General features: G+C 37.0%; 14 protein-coding genes. 9 read left to right on the forward strand and 5 right to left on the reverse strand.

Annotated elements, in window-relative coordinates; translation table 11 throughout:
- The first annotated feature begins 14 nt into the window (after nucleotides 1–14).
- Nucleotides 15–755, forward strand: coding sequence for a response regulator transcription factor (locus HXT25_RS00430; protein ID WP_004113162.1), 741 nt, complete (start codon nucleotides 15–17; stop codon nucleotides 753–755).
- A complete protein-coding gene (locus HXT25_RS00435) occupies nucleotides 727–1,860 on the forward strand; it encodes a sensor histidine kinase (RefSeq protein ID WP_004114833.1) in 1,134 nt (377 codons plus the stop codon). Before HXT25_RS00430 ends, HXT25_RS00435 begins: the two co-directional genes overlap by 29 nt.
- A gap of 7 nt (nucleotides 1,861–1,867) precedes the next feature.
- Here HXT25_RS00435 and HXT25_RS00440 read toward each other — a convergent pair whose 3' ends face one another.
- Both HXT25_RS00440 and HXT25_RS00445 read right to left on the reverse strand, forming a co-directional pair.
- Nucleotides 1,868–2,653 (reverse strand): ComF family protein, encoded by a 786-nt coding sequence (locus HXT25_RS00440; RefSeq protein WP_009994383.1) that lies wholly within the window; start codon nucleotides 2,651–2,653, stop codon nucleotides 1,868–1,870.
- A 118-nt stretch (nucleotides 2,654–2,771) separates the two neighbouring features.
- Nucleotides 2,772–3,590: an HAD-IIB family hydrolase gene (locus tag HXT25_RS00445; protein WP_004113169.1), complete on the reverse strand. Its 819-nt coding sequence runs from the start codon at nucleotides 3,588–3,590 to the stop codon at nucleotides 2,772–2,774.
- 175 nt (nucleotides 3,591–3,765) lie between these two features.
- On the opposite strand from HXT25_RS00445, the gene HXT25_RS00450 reads away from it, so the two are divergent.
- The gene (locus HXT25_RS00450; RefSeq protein ID WP_004138024.1) at nucleotides 3,766–4,194 is read left to right on the forward strand and encodes a metallopeptidase family protein; all 429 of its coding nucleotides are present in this window, start codon (nucleotides 3,766–3,768) and stop codon (nucleotides 4,192–4,194) included.
- Nucleotides 4,195–4,222: 28 nt separating this feature from the next.
- Here the strand turns inward: HXT25_RS00450 and HXT25_RS00455 are convergent, their stop codons facing one another.
- On the reverse strand, nucleotides 4,223–5,824 hold the full coding sequence (locus HXT25_RS00455; protein ID WP_285067803.1) for a DUF5719 family protein: 1,602 nt from the start codon (nucleotides 5,822–5,824) through the stop codon (nucleotides 4,223–4,225).
- 49 nt (nucleotides 5,825–5,873) lie between these two features.
- Entirely contained in the window at nucleotides 5,874–9,173 is a 3,300-nt protein-coding gene (locus HXT25_RS00460; RefSeq protein WP_422118556.1) for a glycosyltransferase family 2 protein, read from the reverse strand.
- Nucleotides 9,174–9,277: 104 nt separating this feature from the next.
- Here HXT25_RS00460 and HXT25_RS00465 point away from each other — a divergent pair, with 104 nt between their 5' ends.
- From HXT25_RS00465 to HXT25_RS00480, 4 genes are all read left to right on the forward strand, one after another.
- Nucleotides 9,278–10,732 (forward strand): LCP family protein, encoded by a 1,455-nt coding sequence (locus tag HXT25_RS00465; RefSeq protein WP_004113175.1) that lies wholly within the window; start codon nucleotides 9,278–9,280, stop codon nucleotides 10,730–10,732.
- 141 nt (nucleotides 10,733–10,873) lie between these two features.
- On the forward strand, nucleotides 10,874–12,259 hold the full coding sequence (locus HXT25_RS00470) for an LCP family protein (protein WP_004113177.1): 1,386 nt from the start codon (nucleotides 10,874–10,876) through the stop codon (nucleotides 12,257–12,259).
- A 95-nt stretch (nucleotides 12,260–12,354) separates the two neighbouring features.
- Nucleotides 12,355–14,244: an FtsK/SpoIIIE domain-containing protein gene (locus HXT25_RS00475; protein WP_165844581.1), complete on the forward strand. Its 1,890-nt coding sequence runs from the start codon at nucleotides 12,355–12,357 to the stop codon at nucleotides 14,242–14,244.
- A 179-nt stretch (nucleotides 14,245–14,423) separates the two neighbouring features.
- A complete protein-coding gene (locus HXT25_RS00480) occupies nucleotides 14,424–14,696 on the forward strand; it encodes a WhiB family transcriptional regulator (protein ID WP_004113182.1) in 273 nt (90 codons plus the stop codon).
- 7 nt (nucleotides 14,697–14,703) lie between these two features.
- Here the strand turns inward: HXT25_RS00480 and HXT25_RS00485 are convergent, their stop codons facing one another.
- The gene (locus HXT25_RS00485) at nucleotides 14,704–16,188 is read right to left on the reverse strand and encodes a sensor histidine kinase (RefSeq protein ID WP_032837358.1); all 1,485 of its coding nucleotides are present in this window, start codon (nucleotides 16,186–16,188) and stop codon (nucleotides 14,704–14,706) included.
- Nucleotides 16,189–16,509: 321 nt separating this feature from the next.
- Between HXT25_RS00485 and HXT25_RS00490 the strand changes: the two genes are divergently transcribed.
- Both HXT25_RS00490 and HXT25_RS00495 read left to right on the forward strand, forming a co-directional pair.
- The gene (locus tag HXT25_RS00490) at nucleotides 16,510–16,776 is read left to right on the forward strand and encodes a type II toxin-antitoxin system HicA family toxin (RefSeq protein ID WP_174142877.1); all 267 of its coding nucleotides are present in this window, start codon (nucleotides 16,510–16,512) and stop codon (nucleotides 16,774–16,776) included.
- On the forward strand, nucleotides 16,770–17,168 hold the full coding sequence (locus HXT25_RS00495; protein ID WP_248912031.1) for a toxin-antitoxin system HicB family antitoxin: 399 nt from the start codon (nucleotides 16,770–16,772) through the stop codon (nucleotides 17,166–17,168). Before HXT25_RS00490 ends, HXT25_RS00495 begins: the two co-directional genes overlap by 7 nt.
- Nucleotides 17,169–17,189: the final 21 nt, after the last annotated feature.

Here is a 17,189-nt window from a genome sequence, read left to right on the forward strand (position 1 = left end):
TGAATTAGGTTAAAATGTTGGACACTCCATCAGAAAAAGGTGTTCCTCGAACAATTCTTGTTGTAGAGGATGAGCCAGATTTAGCCACAGCTATTGCGCAACGTATTGTTGCCAGAGGTTGGAAGGCTAGAGTTGTTTCTGATGGAGTGTCTGCTGTTAAAGCTGCTTTAACATTAAAGCCTGATCTTATAATTATGGACGTCATGCTTCCTGTTATGGACGGCATTGAGGCGACTCGCAGAATAGTATCTAGATACCCTATTCCTGTGCTGATGCTTACAGCTAGAGATGCTGAGTCGGATAAACTGGCTGGATTAAGCGCTGGAGCAGACGATTATGTTACTAAACCGTTTTCTCCTAGAGAACTTATCGCAAGATGTGCTGCTATTTTGAGGAGAGTTGAAAGAGCTACTTTAATCGCAAATAGAGCGCAATATAACGCTCTATTTAAGTTTGGAGATTTGATTATTGACCCTAGACAGAGGCTTGTTACTCTTAACGGTAAAGAAATTCATTTTACTCCTACTGAATTTTCTTTATTGACTACTTTTGCAAAGCATCCTCATGATGTTTTAAAACGAGAAACACTTTTAGAAGAAGTCTGGGATTGGCCAGATGCTTCTGGAACTAGAACTGTTGATTCACATGTTAAATCTTTAAGACATAAAATTGGTTCTTCTTGGATTCGCACAATACATGGAATAGGTTATGCTTTTGAGCCACCTGATGAAGATTATGACCAAATATTTAACTAGAAATAATAAAAATAACAATAACAATTCTGTTGATAAAGTAGGTAAAGTCGATTCTTTTTCTGAGGTCACTTTGCGATCTGCTTTGCATCCTAATCGTTTTATAGGGTTTTTTGCGTCTTTAAAAGGTGAATTATCTGCGATTATTGTTGTTGCAACAGCTATAGCATTTGTAATGGCTTGGTTTCTTTTAAAAGTTGGGTTAAGCGGATGGATTGCAATGCCTATAACGCTAGCTGTAGCGCTAGGTATAACTTACGCATTTTCCAGAGGATTAACTGCTCCGCTTAGACAAATGCGAGATGCTTCTGAAGCAATGGCAGATGGTGATTATTCCGTGCGAGTTCAGATTGAGAATAGAAAAGACGAGGTTGGAAAATTAACTCTAGCTTTTAACGAAATGGCTGAAGAACTAGAGCATGCTGATAATATGAGGCGTGATCTTATAGCTAATGTAAGCCACGAGCTTAGAACACCTGTTAGTGCATTACAAGCTATGGTAGAAAATCTTGCTGATGGAGTTGTAGAGCCGACACCGTCGAATATGGAGGCTATTCTAAATCAGATTCACAAGTTGGCTGATTTAATCACTTTTCTACTCGATTTGTCTAGAGTAGAAGCTGGTGCAGAAAGTCTTGTTATTACAGAGTTCGATTTTAAAGATTTTCTTAACAGTATTGTCGAACCTATAGAAATAGCGGATGCTGGGCATAATCATCATATAAGTCTTAATGTCGAAAATGATATTACGCTTGTTGGGGACAAAAATCGCCTATCGCAATTGTTTACTAATGTGGTTTCTAATTCTATTAAACATTCTGCAGACAATACTAAGATTCTTATAACAGCAAAATCGAATCATGAGAAGAATACTCTAGTTTGTAACGTTATTAATTTTGGAAACCAGATTCCTAAGGAGGATAGGGCTGATATTTTCCGAAAATTTGTTAAGGGAAGCCAAGGTATTGGAACTGAGTCTGGTGGCACAGGATTGGGTTTGTCTATTGCAAGATGGGCTGCACAATTGCATAACGGTACTGTAAAAGTTGTTGATGATAAGCGTGGAGCTAATTTTGAGATTACACTACCGCTTACGTATAACAAATAACGAGTTATTATAATCCGTATAAAACACTTTCCTTTGACCATACTCCTGCTATAGCAAAACACGCGAAAACTGTTATACCACAATCTTTTAATGCTTCAACACAATTTTTCATCGTAGATCCTGTAGTGATAATGTCGTCTAAAAGTATTACTTTGCATCCTTTTGGCACTATTCTTGTGTCTACTAAAAACCCTTTTGTGGTTCGCAAAGATCGTCCCCTACTTCCTTTAACTTGAACTGATTTTACTTTTATTTTGCCCATTTTGATTGCTTTTACAACCCGTGCATTAATACCATATTCTTTAAGATTTTTAGAAACGTATTTAGCAATAGGATCCATGTGTTTTCTTCCGCGTTTTCTTTGTGATTTAGAAGACGATGGAATTGGTACGATAATAAGATTTTCAATAATATTTTCATCGGTATTTTTGCAATTACTTTCATAACTATTTTTATAATCACTAATAACTTTGATTATCAATTGAGAAACCAAATATGAAAAAGGCTTATCGAGAAGTTGATTACTATGATCCTTCCAACACAACAAAGATTTCCTTACAAAACCTACATAAGTTGAGCACGAATAAATATTTCCGCACATTACGCTTATCAAAGGATCCTTATGCCATTCTTTAAACATACTCGTGCAATCATCGCACAAAACGCAATCAGGAAGATCACATCCTGCGCAGCCAACTGGAAGAATAAGATTAACCATGGTTTTAAAAACAATCGTCCAAGAAATGTTAAGAATAAGCCCATTTATTTTATGAGTTAGATTTTTTAAAAGCATAAATCGACGATAAATATTACAAAATGTAATTGCAATAAAATTAAGTCAATGTGGTTAAAGGCTATTTTAAAATTTGAAAATATTTATGGAATTAGAAAATTGTCTAAAAATCAGCGCACTAGGAATTAAGATGTTTTAACATTCCAGTGCACAAGTTAAATGTGTCACTAGGATCTTTTACTCTAATAGCCAAAGCTCTAGTTAAAGATGTTGGGTAATCATTACCGCCTTCATACATTCGATCTCCAACAAAAGCCATCTTATTTAAAGGAATATGGCAATAGGAAGAAAGAGCCTTAAGAGCTTGAGCCTTATTATCGCCTTTGCTGACAATATCGACACTAGTAAAACCACCAGCACGCACAGAAAAATCAGGCAAATTTTTAGAAATTTCTTGAGCTAAAGTAGTTTTTAAAATTCCACTAGGATCCCACTGTTTTTTAAATTCAACAGGAGCGAGTTGACCTAAAGCTGAAAAAGTGATTTGCGTACCACGATTCTCTATCTGACTCCCCCAAAGTTTCTCATCTGAATCACACTTCCACAAACCCATTTTTTTAGCACAAGATATAATTACTTCAATAACATGATTTGCATCATCGTCAGAAATATTATGCGAGTAAATGCAGTACAATCTCCCATCCGAAATGCGATAATAGCTTGCTCCATTAGTCGGCATAATGTGTAGATTATCAAGTCTTGTATATGCAGGTAAAACATTTAAAATCTGACTTTTAACTAGTCGCAAGTCACCGCCAGTAATAACAGCAATAGGCAACCTATTTATCAAATCACCAAAAACTGTACGCATTCCACTTGTCATAGGCTTTTTTGAACAAGCAAGAGTATTGTCTAAATCAAAACCAATAAGCGAATACGATACAAGATACTCACAAAGTCCTTGCTCATTCCACTCATGAATATTAGACTCCAACACTTGCCTCCTGTACAAACCTTGCAATTCAAGTATTCCATATTATTAACATATTTACTACAACGTGTCTTGCATGTTTTGCAGACCACTCATTTCACCATCTATTTCACCATCTATTTCACCATCTATTCCACTATGAGTTTGTCAAATTGCCCTAGCATACAAATAAAGTTAAAGCATGACGTCTTTAATATGGGAACAGCGAAGATATAAAAATCGACACGGCAGAGGAATGAGAATGCCAATGTTTGGCACAAGACTACCACGGTACAGAACAGCAAGCGGAATGTTTGACTCAATGGTAGCTGGTCAAATACGAAGACTTAATGGCGCATGGTCTAATCTTACAAAAGGCGTGCAGTTTGCTGTAGAAGACGTTCCACCATCTCAACCAGTACTTTGGGAAAGCAACAAAAGAATAATGTCTCAAGTATTTCCAGCTTCCAAAGGAATACCACCTAGAATCGTATTGTACAGGCTGCCGCTATGCACACATGTTACTAGTCGCGCAGAATTACAATACGCCATTCGAGATGAGATGGTCCAACGACTAGCAGAATTGTATGGCAGAAGACCAGAAGAAATAGACCCAGACTGGGGATTGTAAAGATAATTAAAATAGTTTACTAAATAAACTACTTCACAATAGCAGGATTTGCTCTAACCTTAACACTTATTCTGTTAGGATCAAGTGATTTAGAAGGAATCCAAGCAACTCCTGCAAGTCCCGCGCTATTTACCGTATTATTTTGAATCCTAGAAGCAAAAGATACGCCAGACTTTGATTTAAGCGTAAACATAATTGCTTTAGGATTAATATCTTTTGCATATATTGTTGAAACAGTATAAGGTTTAATATCAACCGCTTTAGAAGATACCTTTATTCCATAAGAATCATAAGCATTTATGGTTACGTGAGAATTATCCACTAAACCATTTGCAATATATAACGAAGTTTCATCTGCAGAAAGCGGAGATACAAAAGCACTATTAGTCATAGGATTAACAGCATTAACAAAAGCAATATCACTCTGACCATCTTTACCGTTTCTTTCAACAGAAGCCATAATAAAAGTCGAGACAGTGCTTTGAGCAAAAATAGCGCCAACTCCCTTAGGAGCATTTCCTAAATCAACAACCTGAACTTGCCTTGCATTAAGATCTACTTCCTTAATGCTTTTCTTTCCTAAATCATCCAGCCAATATAAATCGAGTTTCCCACTTTTATCAGACCAAATATAAGCTTTGACCTGATCTCCATCTGTAATGCCGGGTAAAACAGGTTCCTTAGACGCTGAGCTTGTTGGCTGAATAATATCCACTCCCTTAGAAACAAGTCCTTGAGAGCGAACGACTTTAACAAAAGATGAAACTGGTGCTTGGTCACTTGAAACTTGAATATACAGCCCATTAGTTTTCTCGGCTGCGGCAGAAATGTTAAAAGAAGAGTCACTATGCGCTGGAACAGTAAAAGTACTTCCAGTAGATAGATTCATTTGAGCACCTGATCTACTTGTTGACCACGCTTTAACACTCACAACAGTTGGTTTTGATGAAAGATTAATAGAATTTAATCTTATTGACACACCTTCCGATATTTGCGGAATAATAAAGTTTTGTCGCATTGATGGAGATACGCAAGAAGTAGCAGACAAACCTTTTAAATCCCCATTTGTTGCCCAAGATACACTAGAAGCAACTGATCCAGTACCAGACTGTGCATTAAGAAAATTGCTTTCTAAAATTTGAGCATCTTTGTCTACATTATTTTCAGCAAAATAAGCTTTACTATCATCATCTGAATTAGAAACATTAGTAAAAGATTTATTGACTAAATCTTTAGAATTCCCAGAATCTTTTAAACCATGTACAGAGGACTTATAAACATTGCCAAAGGACGCATATCGCGCAACCGACTTTAAATCACCTTCGGATTCTTGAAACTCACTATCGCCATAATTTGCTAAATCTGGCAAAGATACTCTAGTCGGACAAACCGTTTGAAAATTAGTAGAACTTACTTGTTTTTCCACACTTCCATTCGGATAAATAGGATCATCCATAATATGTTTAAACGGAGATGTGTAGGATATTACAACAGCAGTAGAAACTAGTATTGCAGCGCTTAAAAGCGACAATAACAATAATTTGAATCTTCTAAAACGAGTAGAAAGATTAACAGAAGCATACTCTTCTGCATGGCGATGACTATTTTTAGAATTCTTATTCGACTTCATTTAAATCTTCCCTGACATATTATTCGTTTAATAAATCATAATCATCTAACTAATCATCTAAACGCTCTATTAAATTGCTATTATTAAAACGCGGCAACGCTACTAAGCAATACAATAATAGGACTAAAGCAAAAACAATAAACCAAGGCATTCTCCATGAAAGTGGACGAGAATGGCTATAAATCGATGTTTTTGAAACAGATTTTTTACTGTTATCAACATCAAAACGGCAGTATGTTCCGTGATCAGATGAAACAACAAGTTGAGTACCATCGGAAGCATTAACGTTAGCAATCAGGTTTTCTGTAGCCTCCTTATTAGAAGTACTATCAGAAGACAAGATGGAATTGTTAGCAGATAAGTTAGTTTTAGTTATGGAATCGTTAACAATATAAATTCCACCTATTCCAAGCTGTTTCAGAGTTTCTATAGACTCATCGTCTGCATGAGAAAGAAGCTTAGAAGCTGCATAATATAGTGTGTTTCTGCTAGGAGAATACCCGTAAAGTACATCTCGAACTTGTAATGCTGGAGATAGATCAATAAGATCACCGCGAACAGTTCGCATAAGTGAAATATCTAGCTCACGACTATTTATTGCTTTAATAGCAAGGACTCGATTAGAGTCATTCTTCCTTAAATAGTCAGAAACAACCATTGGTAAACCGTTATCACTTGCATAAACAGAAGTTAAAGGACCACTTGTTATAGCAAATAATCCGAGCAGAATAGCAACAGCAAAAATACCAAAAGCTAAAATTCCTCTAGCAAGATGAATAATCTTACGGAGCATCGCTTTAGCAGAGCGCCTAATAGCAGCACGCTTAGAAACGCGCGTCGTATAATCGTCTGGATTATTATCAATATTTATATTAGATCTTCGCAAAGGCTCAAAACGATGAACAGCTTTACCAGCAACCATGCACATGCAAGCAAGCACACCAAGCGCGCTTAAACATACGCCTGGAAGAACGCTAGAAGATATAGGTCCATCAAAATCCGCTGCGATAACGACTCGAGATGCAACTAATGAAAGAGCCATACCACTTACTATCACAACCCACATCATTCTAGAAGTTCTTAAAGCAAATGGAAGAGCAAGAGAAGCTAAAGCCATTAACAAAGCGAGAACAGCAAACACAATCATTATGATTCCGCGAAGCTGCATAATAGGCAAAGATTGAGAAGAAAAATGATTCAAATCAATATTGAAAGCTCTAAGTAAAACATCTAAATAGTTGACAACTCTAGGAGCACCATTGATTTTTTGCGATGGAACAGCCATAGTCGCAAAAAGCTGACGCCACATTCCAGATTCAAAATAGCGAACTACACTACCTAGAGTTGGAAGAAGAACCAACACAGAAGGTATAGGCATAAGCGCTAGCATAAAACGATGTGAACGAACCATTATCAATGATGCTATGAAAATAACAATCATAGGTAGGATAAGCTGAGGGCAAGCTGCAAGAGGAATCATAAAGCATAACGATGCGCATGCAGCACATTGTATAGATGGAACAGGAAGCACTGGGTCTTCTGTAACATACATTCCTACAGCGTGGAAAGCAAACGCAAATGCTGCTGGCAAAAACACCATTGTTAGAAGCATTGGTAAGTCGCCTCTAGCGAATATGCCAAATGCCATTGCAATCATTGTCCAACAAATACCAGAACAAACTCTTACAATATCGGAACGAGTAAATACTCCTGCAAGCGCCCAAAAACTTAACAACATTGCTGGAGCTGCAAGGAAGAAAATAACACTTACTGCAGCGATTGTATTGCCACCAAACACAATAGAGGCGAGCATCCAAATAATAAGAAGAGGAGATGGAGGCATTGCAGAAGCAAAACCATCATCTGGAATATAAGATCCAATTGCAGAATTAAAAAGTTGATTAAAACTAGAGCCAGTTGGAAGTAATTGGCTTGAATAAAGCGAGGATCCAGAAAAAATCTTACTAATAGGAGCACCATAAAGAAGCATAACAGCCGCAAACACAAGCAAAGAAGCAAAAATAGCAGCACTCCAACGAAGTAAAATTCGCTTATGCAAATGTCGTCTTGCAAGCGGACTTAAAATAACTCCCTTTTTTTGAGTTTTAAAAGCAACAGTCTTGTCTTTCCAACGTGTAATTTGGCTACGACTTGCTATAAGGGACGAAAGCCTCTTCAAAGACACTTTCGCCACTCTAGATACTCTTCTTCTAGCAAAAATAGCTCTAGGAAATTGCGCTAATGCTATCCACGGGAGCATAAGGTGCATGAATGCCACATATGGTTGCTTAGCAAACAAAGACTGCAAGGCGCGAATTAATGACATAGGCAGGCTACACAACCAAACAATTGGCCACATAATCACACGAATATCCGTGTACAAATATCTTTGTTTTGCCATAATCGAATATGCAGAACCGTAGCAAATACTAGATTTTTCAACAGGTCTTTCTTCTCCACTTCGAGTGCGGATTCCATCAAAACGCGCTCTTCTATGCGCTATGCGAGCTTTTGGCACAACAACTACTCGCCCACCGCTTAAAATAACTCGCCTACAAAAATCGTTAGACTCTTCAAACGTTGTTAACCAAGGTTGAGTCCCTCGCATTGTTTGCCATGCGCTAAGAGAAACAAGAGCACCAGCCAAAGAAACAGAATAAACATCTCCGCGAAAATCATACTGCTCCTGATCTGGTTCACCTTCTACAGTAAGAGAATGCACTCTATGTTTCCATGCATACATGCCAACATTGTGCAAAATCTTACCCTGCCAATCCACTTGTTTTGCACCTAGAATACAAGCTGTTGGTGTATTTCTCCATGTTTCTCTTAAAGCCTCAAGACACTTGTTATCGCAAGGTTTTGAATCGTCGTGAAGAAGCCACAAGGATTTAACGCCTTGCAATGGTAAAAGTTTTCTCAAAGATTTTTCTACCGCATCGCCAAAAGATTTTGCAGATTTAATAGGTAGAACAATAATCTTTATCTTTGCGTAAGATTCCTGTATATAACCCTGATTGTTGTTAGAAAAATCACCACCATAATTACTAACAAAATCTGCGCTAGAAATTAGACCAGATAATGTTGTTGGTTCTATTTGAACATTAAAAGATGTTACAGATTCTTTTTCTACTCTATTAGCACAATCAGCTACAACAATAGTTCCTGGAAGAACAGTTTGATTTATTAAAGCTTGCAAAGTGTCTTCATAAAACCGCGTATCTCTCTCAACACTCATTATTGAAATAATCGACGAATCAACTTCGCGCGGTTGCTTGCGATTTAAAGCTGAAAAAACGTGTAAAACATTATTTTCAAACGTATCAGTCTCAGCGGTTAATGAATCCATACATAATAGTGTACGCAAGGGGTATGTATTATGCATGTTTAGATAATTCTCAATAGAATGCACTATAATAGTAGCTTATATGTGTGTTTACGAAAGAAGGAAGCATGGCAGCCTCTCGCTATGAACAAGACCGCCGGTACCAAACTAACTATTGGGACTCCTCAGCTCCACATCATAGCTTAAGCAATCATATTTTATATAATTCTCGTAAATTAATTTCTATTGTTATTGTTGCCATTCTAGCCTTCTTTTCTACAATCATAGCAGCTGTTTGGCTTGATTTTTCGTCTACAATACAATCTCGTGTTGTTAACATGATTACAAAAGATGGCAAAAAAGTTCAAGCAGTAGACCCTAACGCTGGTAAAACAATCAACATTCTTGTTCTTGGTCAAGATACTCGAGAAGGCAGAAACCGTGCTTTTCAGGGCGGTGGAGAAGATGAAAATCATCAATCAGATACGGCAATGATTGTTCAAATCAGCGCAGACAGATCCTATATAAATATTGTTTCTATTCCAAGAGACTCAATGGTTAAAGCAGCATCATGCAATACGACTAATGGAAAAATTCCTTCCAGACGCAAAGTGATGTTTAATTCTATTTTTGCTCTTGGGTACGCTAAAGGCGGCGACTTAGCATCGGCAGCATCGTGCACTCTTGCAACAGTAAATGAAATTACTGGATTAGATATAACTAATTTCATTGTTGCAGACTTTAGTGGTCTAAGCGACATGATTAACGCAATAGGCGGCGTAAATTTGTGTATTCCAGTAGATACTAAAGACTACTACACTGGAGTTAATTTAAAGCACGGATTACAGCATTTAGATGGTGTTCAAGCAACACAGTATGCAAGAATGAGGCATGATACTGCAAGCGATGGCTCAGATATTATGAGAACTACTCGTCAACAATATCTACTAAAACAGCTTATTCATCAAGCATTGTCTAAAAACTTGTTCACACAATCTGGTCAGCTATATCAGCTTGCAAAATCTGCTCTAAAATCGCTTAATATAAGCGAAGGATTAGCAAATCCTGCGACACTGGTTGGATTAGCAACAAGCCTTCACAAGTTAAATACTTCTAATATTTATGCACAAACAATACCGATTACAGCTGATCCAGCTGACGAGAATCGTGTTATTCTTGACGACAGTGCAGAAGACGTTTGGGAATTGATGAGAGAAAATAAACCACTTACTAAGCATCTTGCCTCTAAGCAAAGTAAGTCTGAAAAATCTACAAAGAAAAATTCTAAAGAAGATAAAAAATCAACTTCTAAAGATTCCAATGTCTCAAATGACGATTCGGATAATACGAACGGTACAGGTTCCTACGATTCTACAAATAGCGGACCAGCAGGAAAACTTAGCGCTATTAATCCAAAAACTGGATTAGCTAAAGACGAATTAGGCAGACTAATAGACCCAAATAGTGGAGGCATAGTGGATCCAAATGATGGAACAATAAGAGATCCAAATACTGGGCATTACATGGGTATTGCAGATAAATACTTAAATAACACTATTTGCGCAGTTCCAAAAGGGAAATAATAAGAAAGATAGAAAATATATTTTCGACACTACTTTATAACCACAATGCTTTATAATGCCATTGTTAGTTATTGCATTGAGTTAATACGATTAGAAATTATTAATTAGCAAACACATACGAGTTATGCTACAGGAGGATAAATGAGCCAGCAACGTCCAGAAGACGCTTCAGGGAATCAGAATAATCCTCCTAGTTTTGCACCATCTAATCGTAGAAAAAATAAGAATGGCTCTTACTCACACAATACAAGCGCAAATAATGGAAATGCAATACCGAGTTTTCCTCCTAAACAGAATCACAAATTTAAAGAAATAGAAAATCAAAACTCACAAATCAATCAAAAAGCACCATCTTTTGCACCAACATCGCGCAAAAACGGCAACACAAGTCATCCAAAAATATCGAATATAACACCATCAATTAATGTGCAACCGATTAGCACAGCATATTCAAATTCCGAATCGTATATGATTTCACCTGAGTCTTATATAGGAACGTCTAATAAAATCTTTGAAAAACCAGACGATGTAGAATCAATTGATAATCCTGCTAATAACCCTATAGGTTATAGAAAAAAACATCATTTCTTAAAATACTTAACTCTATTGTTAGTAACGCTCTTAATTATTGTAGGAGTGTGTGGAGCGTTATCTTGGAACTGGGTTGATTCACAAATAAAACGCGAACCATGGTTGACTAATACAGAAGACACTCAAGAAACAACATGGCTTATTCTAGGATCAGACCAGAGAGAAGGCGAAGAAGCTAAAGAGATAACAGGCTTTAGAACAGACACTATTCTTGTACTAACAAAACCTGTAAGCGGACACAGCTCTTTAATATCAATTCCAAGAGACTCGCTTGTTTCAATAAATGGTCAGCAAATGAAAATAAACACTGTTGCGCAAGATATTGGAAAACAAGCCTTAACAAAAACAGTCGAAAAAATAACTGGTCACAAAATAGACCATGTAGCAGAAATAAAATTCGAAGGACTTACAAAAGTTGTAAATTCTCTGGGCGGAATAGATTTATGCTATAACCGTACTGTAAATGATGCATACAGTGGTCTTAATTGGACAGCTGGATGCCATAGCGTAGACGGAACAGTTGCGCTAGCTTTTTCCAGAATGAGATACGCGGATCCACAATCCGACTTTGGTAGAGCAGCAAGACAACGCATGGTGATAAGCGCAATAATGAAAAAAGCATTATCTAGCAGCACACTTACAAATTTTGGGACCGTAAAAGGATTTGCAAAAGCATCTCTCGATTCAGCAATGTTAGACGAAAACACAAATCCTGGAACACTACTAAACATGGGGCTTGCGTTTAAAGAAGCTACAGGAAAAGACGGTGTAACGGGAACAGTTTATTGGACAAACCCTGATTATGAGGTTTACGGAGTCGGATCATCAGTATTGTTAGACGACGCCAAGAACATTGAATTATTCAACCAGTTATCTGCAGGAACACATGCTCCTGGAAGCGTAGGAACACTTGCAGAATTAATGAATCAACAATAATACGAATACGATTAACACGATTAACACAAAAGTTTTATCGTATTTAAACCTTTAACCACACTGCTGTATTTTCCTTGCACAAACTGTAAAAACTCATGCATGATTGCGCTATGGAATATAAGGAATGTAAAAACTACGGAAACTATGAAAACAACGCAATCTATAATAAAAACGCATCCTCAAAATCAATGTTTTGGATGCAGATTATCGCTAATATTGTGCCGATTTTTGCCAATATTGCTCTAGCAATAATGGCGTGCTTGCAAAAAAGTTGGATGATGTTAGCTATGGTCGTCCCAAGCATAATGATGTATATTGCTTGCTTAATACCACAAATTATTCAATACAATGTGAATAAGAAAAGTGATAACAAAAACGAAAATAATATTAAAAAACATGTTGAAACACAATTTTCTAAAAGGATAAGTCGCCAGCATGTTCAAGGTGTTCCGAATACGCTTGTTCCAATAAATTTAGAAGCAATACTGATAAATAATGCGAATCAAATAAGCAGCATAAGTAATTCTAAAAATATAGTAAATCATGCTACTCCTCCATGGAAAAATGTTGTTTACTCTTGGCTAAAATCTTCCAATGAGTCAAATAAAAAACTCGTAGCACCAATCGGTATAAGCGAAAACGGATATTTTTGTTTAGACCTTATTAGAAACGGACCACACGCTCTTGTAGCAGGTACAACAGGCTCAGGCAAATCTGTGTTACTAACATCATGGTGTTTGGCTTTAGCATTCAACTACTCCCCCAAATCTTTGCAATTTGTTTTTATGGATTTTAAGGGTGGAGCCACATTTGACGCTCTTTCCACACTCCCACACAGCATTGGGAATGTAGGAGATCTAAACCTTCAACATGCAGTAAGAGCACTTAAAGGATTAGAAAAAGAATTAGATAGAAGAGAAAGATTAGTAGCATGCCAAGGATGCCATGATATTAATCAAGTAAAACCATACCAGCCTTCACTGGCTATTGTTATAGACGAATTTCACGCATTAAAAAATCAATTGCCAGACTACATGAATCGTCTTATACGAATAGCATCAGTTGGAAGATCCTTAGGAATGCACCTTATAGCATGCACACAGAATCCAATGGCACAAGTAAATGCAGACATGAAAGCAAATATGTCTATAAACATATGTTTAAGAGTTAGAGATGCAATGCAATCTCATGAATTATTAGGATCATCTTGTGCAGCGAGCATAAATCCAAACAATCCTGGAGCAGCATACTGCAACACTGGAGATGGAATAATAGCATTACAATGCTCACAAAGCAGAAACAAAGATTCTCTTATACAAGCAATAAAATTAGCTGGAAAATTCTACTACTATAATCAACCTAAACAACTATTCAGTGCTCCATTACCAAGATATTTAGGTTATTCAACAATCAAAAATTATTGCAATAATACTTTTTGCAACAATAAATCTTCTAGGTTTAATTCTGACTTTAGCTATGACTTAAGTAAAGAAGATGGATTGTTAATAGGCTTAAAAGACGATGGCATTAATTTAAGCGAGGCAATTCTACCTACAAATCTGGGAAATATCGCAATTATTGGAGGAAATAAGAGAGGAAAAACTAATCTTATAAACGTAATTTCTAAAGCTATAAAATCAAGAAACACATACAACAATTCGCAAAATATTTATATTTTAGACAATGCAGACTCACTGCTAGAACCTTTTAGTAGCGACACAAAGTCTCAAGAATTTCAAAGTAAACTAGTCAATCCAAAAATAACTGTAATTTTCTGCGCACAAAACGCAAGGCATATTCGCATACCAGAACAAGCACCAGTAAGAATAATATTCCCAACAGGAGATGCTGGAACAGATACAATGCTAGGAATACCATCAGACTTGCTAAAAACTCTTAATGTAGATGATTATCAAACTCCAGGAAGATGCGTAATGGTAATTCCTGGAAGTGCTAATCTATTACAGATTTTAAGTTTTACATAAGGCTTTACATAAAAAATATTTTAAATTATTCAAAAAATTAAAAAAATAAAAAATTCTTAAAAAAGTCTTGAAAAAAAGTTATATTCATGGTTTCCTTGAGTGCGGATAGTTTTTAAAAACAAAGTTTAATAATAGTTTTAACCAGCGTAAGCTACGTTTTTTAAAGGGGATATTTATTTATGAGCAGCGCATTTGATTGGCGTTCAAAAGCAGCATGCAGAGACAAAGATCCTGAGCTTTTCTTCCCAGTAGGAAGTAACAGTGCATCTAATCAGCAGGTTGAGGAAGCCAAAGCAGTGTGCAGAACTTGTAACGTTGCAGACAATTGCCTAAGATGCGCGCTTGAAACAAGCCAAGATTACGGCGTATGGGGTGGTCTTAGTGAAGATGAACGACGATCACTAAAACGCAGGGCTATACGTGCAAGAAGAAACCAAAATGCAGAACTGTAATCTACATCTACTCCACTCCTGGAACTCGTAGCTTAATGTCGAGAAGAACACGAGTTCCACCTTCTCTACGTTGCTCCCATTTAACTGTTCCGCCAAAGTCGTTAGTAACAAAAGTATTGATTAACTGAGTGCCTAACCCAGATCCAGAAGACTTAGCCATACCGTGCAAAGACTCACTTTCAATACCCTCTCCATCATCTTCGACGACGATACTCAGATTATCCCCACCTCTACCAACAGAAATCTTAATATGTCCTTCACTAACTCCCTCAAAACCATGCTCTACTGCGTTAGTCACAAGTTCTGTTAAAACAAGAGAAAGAGGAGTTGCATCTTGTGCTGCCAACATGCCAAACTTGCCACAAAAATCTATCGTAATATTCTGATTTTGCGAAGCAAGCTCAATAGACATTTTAAGCAAACTAGAAATAACCTTATCAAAATCAACAACCTCATCAGCTGTTTGACTTAAACCTTCGTGAACAAGAGCAATCGTCTGAACGCGTCTTTGTGCTTCTTCTAATTCTTTACGTACTTCTGCAGACTTAGTTTTTCTAGCTTGAAGACGAAGCAAAGCAGAAACAGCTTGAAGATTATTCTTAACACGATGATGAATTTCAGAAATAGTAGCATTCTTAGTTTGAAGCTCTTTTTCCCTACGGAGAACCTCTGTAACATCACGACAAAGAACAACTGCACCCGTTCGATCATTTGGACCATACAATGGAAGCGAGCGCATAGAAACAACAGAATTATTAACTTCTAGTTCGCAATCAACATCCGCTTTACCGCTTAGTACAAGAGGCAAACTTTCAGGAACAACATCGTTTGTGTGCAACAATCTTGCTCCAAACTCGCATAGAAACTCGCCTTGCATAGTGTCTAATCCGCCTAATCTACGGAAACAGCTAATTGCGTTAGGAGAAGCATAGCGCACAACTCCGCTTTCTTCTAAAATAATAAAACCATCTGCAACTCTAGCATTGTGGCGCTGATTTAGCATTGAATCGTGGTATGGAAATTGCTCTCGCGAAATCATGTCGAACAGAGTTTTGCCAGCATTAATGCTTTCGGTCTCATACCTACCGTTTGATTCTCTTGTAGCAAGATTTGTTTCTCTAAGAACAAGACCTAACGTCTTGCCATTATGACGCACTGGGGCGTAAACATTACAAACTGTTGCTCTTCCAACAGTTCTTAATACAGAAGAGTGGAAACTTGTTTCCTTACTCATTGCTGCACTTAGTTCTTGATGCATTGATTCATCTAGCTTTACGCCCAACAAATCTTCAGTTCGAAGTGTAATTGCTGTAGACGGACGACATTGTTCTGCTACAACGTAATCACCATTGCCGTTTTGAATAATCAAAAGCAAGTCTGCAAAACTTAAGTCTGCTATTACCTGCCAGTCTGCTACAAGGTGATGCAGCCATTCGCGATCAGACTCATCAAAATCTGGACGCGTTGCAAGAATATGAGAAAAATCAGCCATAATCACAATAATATAGCCACATGGATAAATCTAAAACTATGGAGGATTTACTCCTACCAATTACGTGGCAACAAATTACAATAACTCTTTTAATAAAATAGTCTTATAAATTTCTGTTCATAGATTTCTGTTAATAAAATAAATTTACGACTTTCCATATTTGTACGAACAAAAGTTAGTTTAAATTTGCATCGTTTCTTATATTTCACTCCAAATCATGATTTGCATAATTTCTATGCAGCAAACCGAATACATTGACACCATATGTAACACCACTTATAATTTTATAAACACAAAAACACGCTATTAACTGGTGGTGAAATGTCGCAATGGGACAAATTACTTAAGCGAATACTTAGCTTATCTAAAGATATGAGATTTGAAGAATTGAAAAAAGTGCTAGAAGCCTACGGATATGAAATGTACAATCCAAGAAGCGGAAGCAGTCATTATACTTTTCGAAAAAATCACGCCAACCCAATTACAATTCCTAAGCATGAACCAATTAAAAAGATATACGTAGAAATGGTGAAATCTGTAGTAGAAGCAGAAGACGAAGAAACAAAAGAGGAAAATAAAATATGGTAAAAACACTCACAAATAAAACGCTCAGCTACTACATGTCGCTTCCATACAAGCTGGAGATTGTAAAAGATCCAGATGAAGGCGGATTTGTGTCCTACTACCCTGATTTACCAGGATGCATGAGTTCTGGGGAATCCGAGCAGGCAGCAGCAGCAAATGCGCAAGATGCTAAAAAGGCTTGGCTGGAAGCAGCACTTGAAAGTAAAGTAAACATAAAAGAGCCGTCTTACCATGAGCTAAATGATTATTCTGGGCAATTCAAATTGCGCCTTCCAAAGGAATTACATAGACAGTTGGCTGAACAATCTCAAGCTGAAGGAATAAGCATGAACCAGTATTGCGTTTATCTTCTTTCGCAAAACAACGCTATTGAGCGCGTGCTTGAGCGAGCATAGAAAATAAATACCTAGCTATTT

Origin of the sequence: Gardnerella sp. DNF00476, from assembly GCF_049262735.1 — a bacterium.
Classification (GTDB): domain Bacteria; phylum Actinomycetota; class Actinomycetes; order Actinomycetales; family Bifidobacteriaceae; genus Bifidobacterium; species Bifidobacterium vaginale.

Coding starts and splice junctions, on each gene's coding strand:
- HXT25_RS00430 (WP_004113162.1), top strand. CDS start 15: ATGTTGGACACTCCATCAGAAAAAGGTGTTCCTCGAACAATTCTTGTT.
- HXT25_RS00450 (WP_004138024.1), top strand. CDS start 3,766: ATGACGTCTTTAATATGGGAACAGCGAAGATATAAAAATCGACACGGC.
- HXT25_RS00435 (WP_004114833.1), top strand. CDS start 727: ATGAAGATTATGACCAAATATTTAACTAGAAATAATAAAAATAACAAT.
- HXT25_RS00475 (WP_165844581.1), top strand. CDS start 12,355: ATGCATGATTGCGCTATGGAATATAAGGAATGTAAAAACTACGGAAAC.
- HXT25_RS00455 (WP_285067803.1), bottom strand. CDS start 5,824: ATGAAGTCGAATAAGAATTCTAAAAATAGTCATCGCCATGCAGAAGAG.
- HXT25_RS00490 (WP_174142877.1), top strand. CDS start 16,510: ATGTCGCAATGGGACAAATTACTTAAGCGAATACTTAGCTTATCTAAA.
- HXT25_RS00440 (WP_009994383.1), bottom strand. CDS start 2,653: ATGCTTTTAAAAAATCTAACTCATAAAATAAATGGGCTTATTCTTAAC.
- HXT25_RS00465 (WP_004113175.1), top strand. CDS start 9,278: ATGGCAGCCTCTCGCTATGAACAAGACCGCCGGTACCAAACTAACTAT.
- HXT25_RS00495 (WP_248912031.1), top strand. CDS start 16,770: ATGGTAAAAACACTCACAAATAAAACGCTCAGCTACTACATGTCGCTT.
- HXT25_RS00485 (WP_032837358.1), bottom strand. CDS start 16,188: ATGGCTGATTTTTCTCATATTCTTGCAACGCGTCCAGATTTTGATGAG.
- HXT25_RS00480 (WP_004113182.1), top strand. CDS start 14,424: ATGAGCAGCGCATTTGATTGGCGTTCAAAAGCAGCATGCAGAGACAAA.
- HXT25_RS00460 (WP_422118556.1), bottom strand. CDS start 9,173: ATGGATTCATTAACCGCTGAGACTGATACGTTTGAAAATAATGTTTTA.
- HXT25_RS00470 (WP_004113177.1), top strand. CDS start 10,874: ATGAGCCAGCAACGTCCAGAAGACGCTTCAGGGAATCAGAATAATCCT.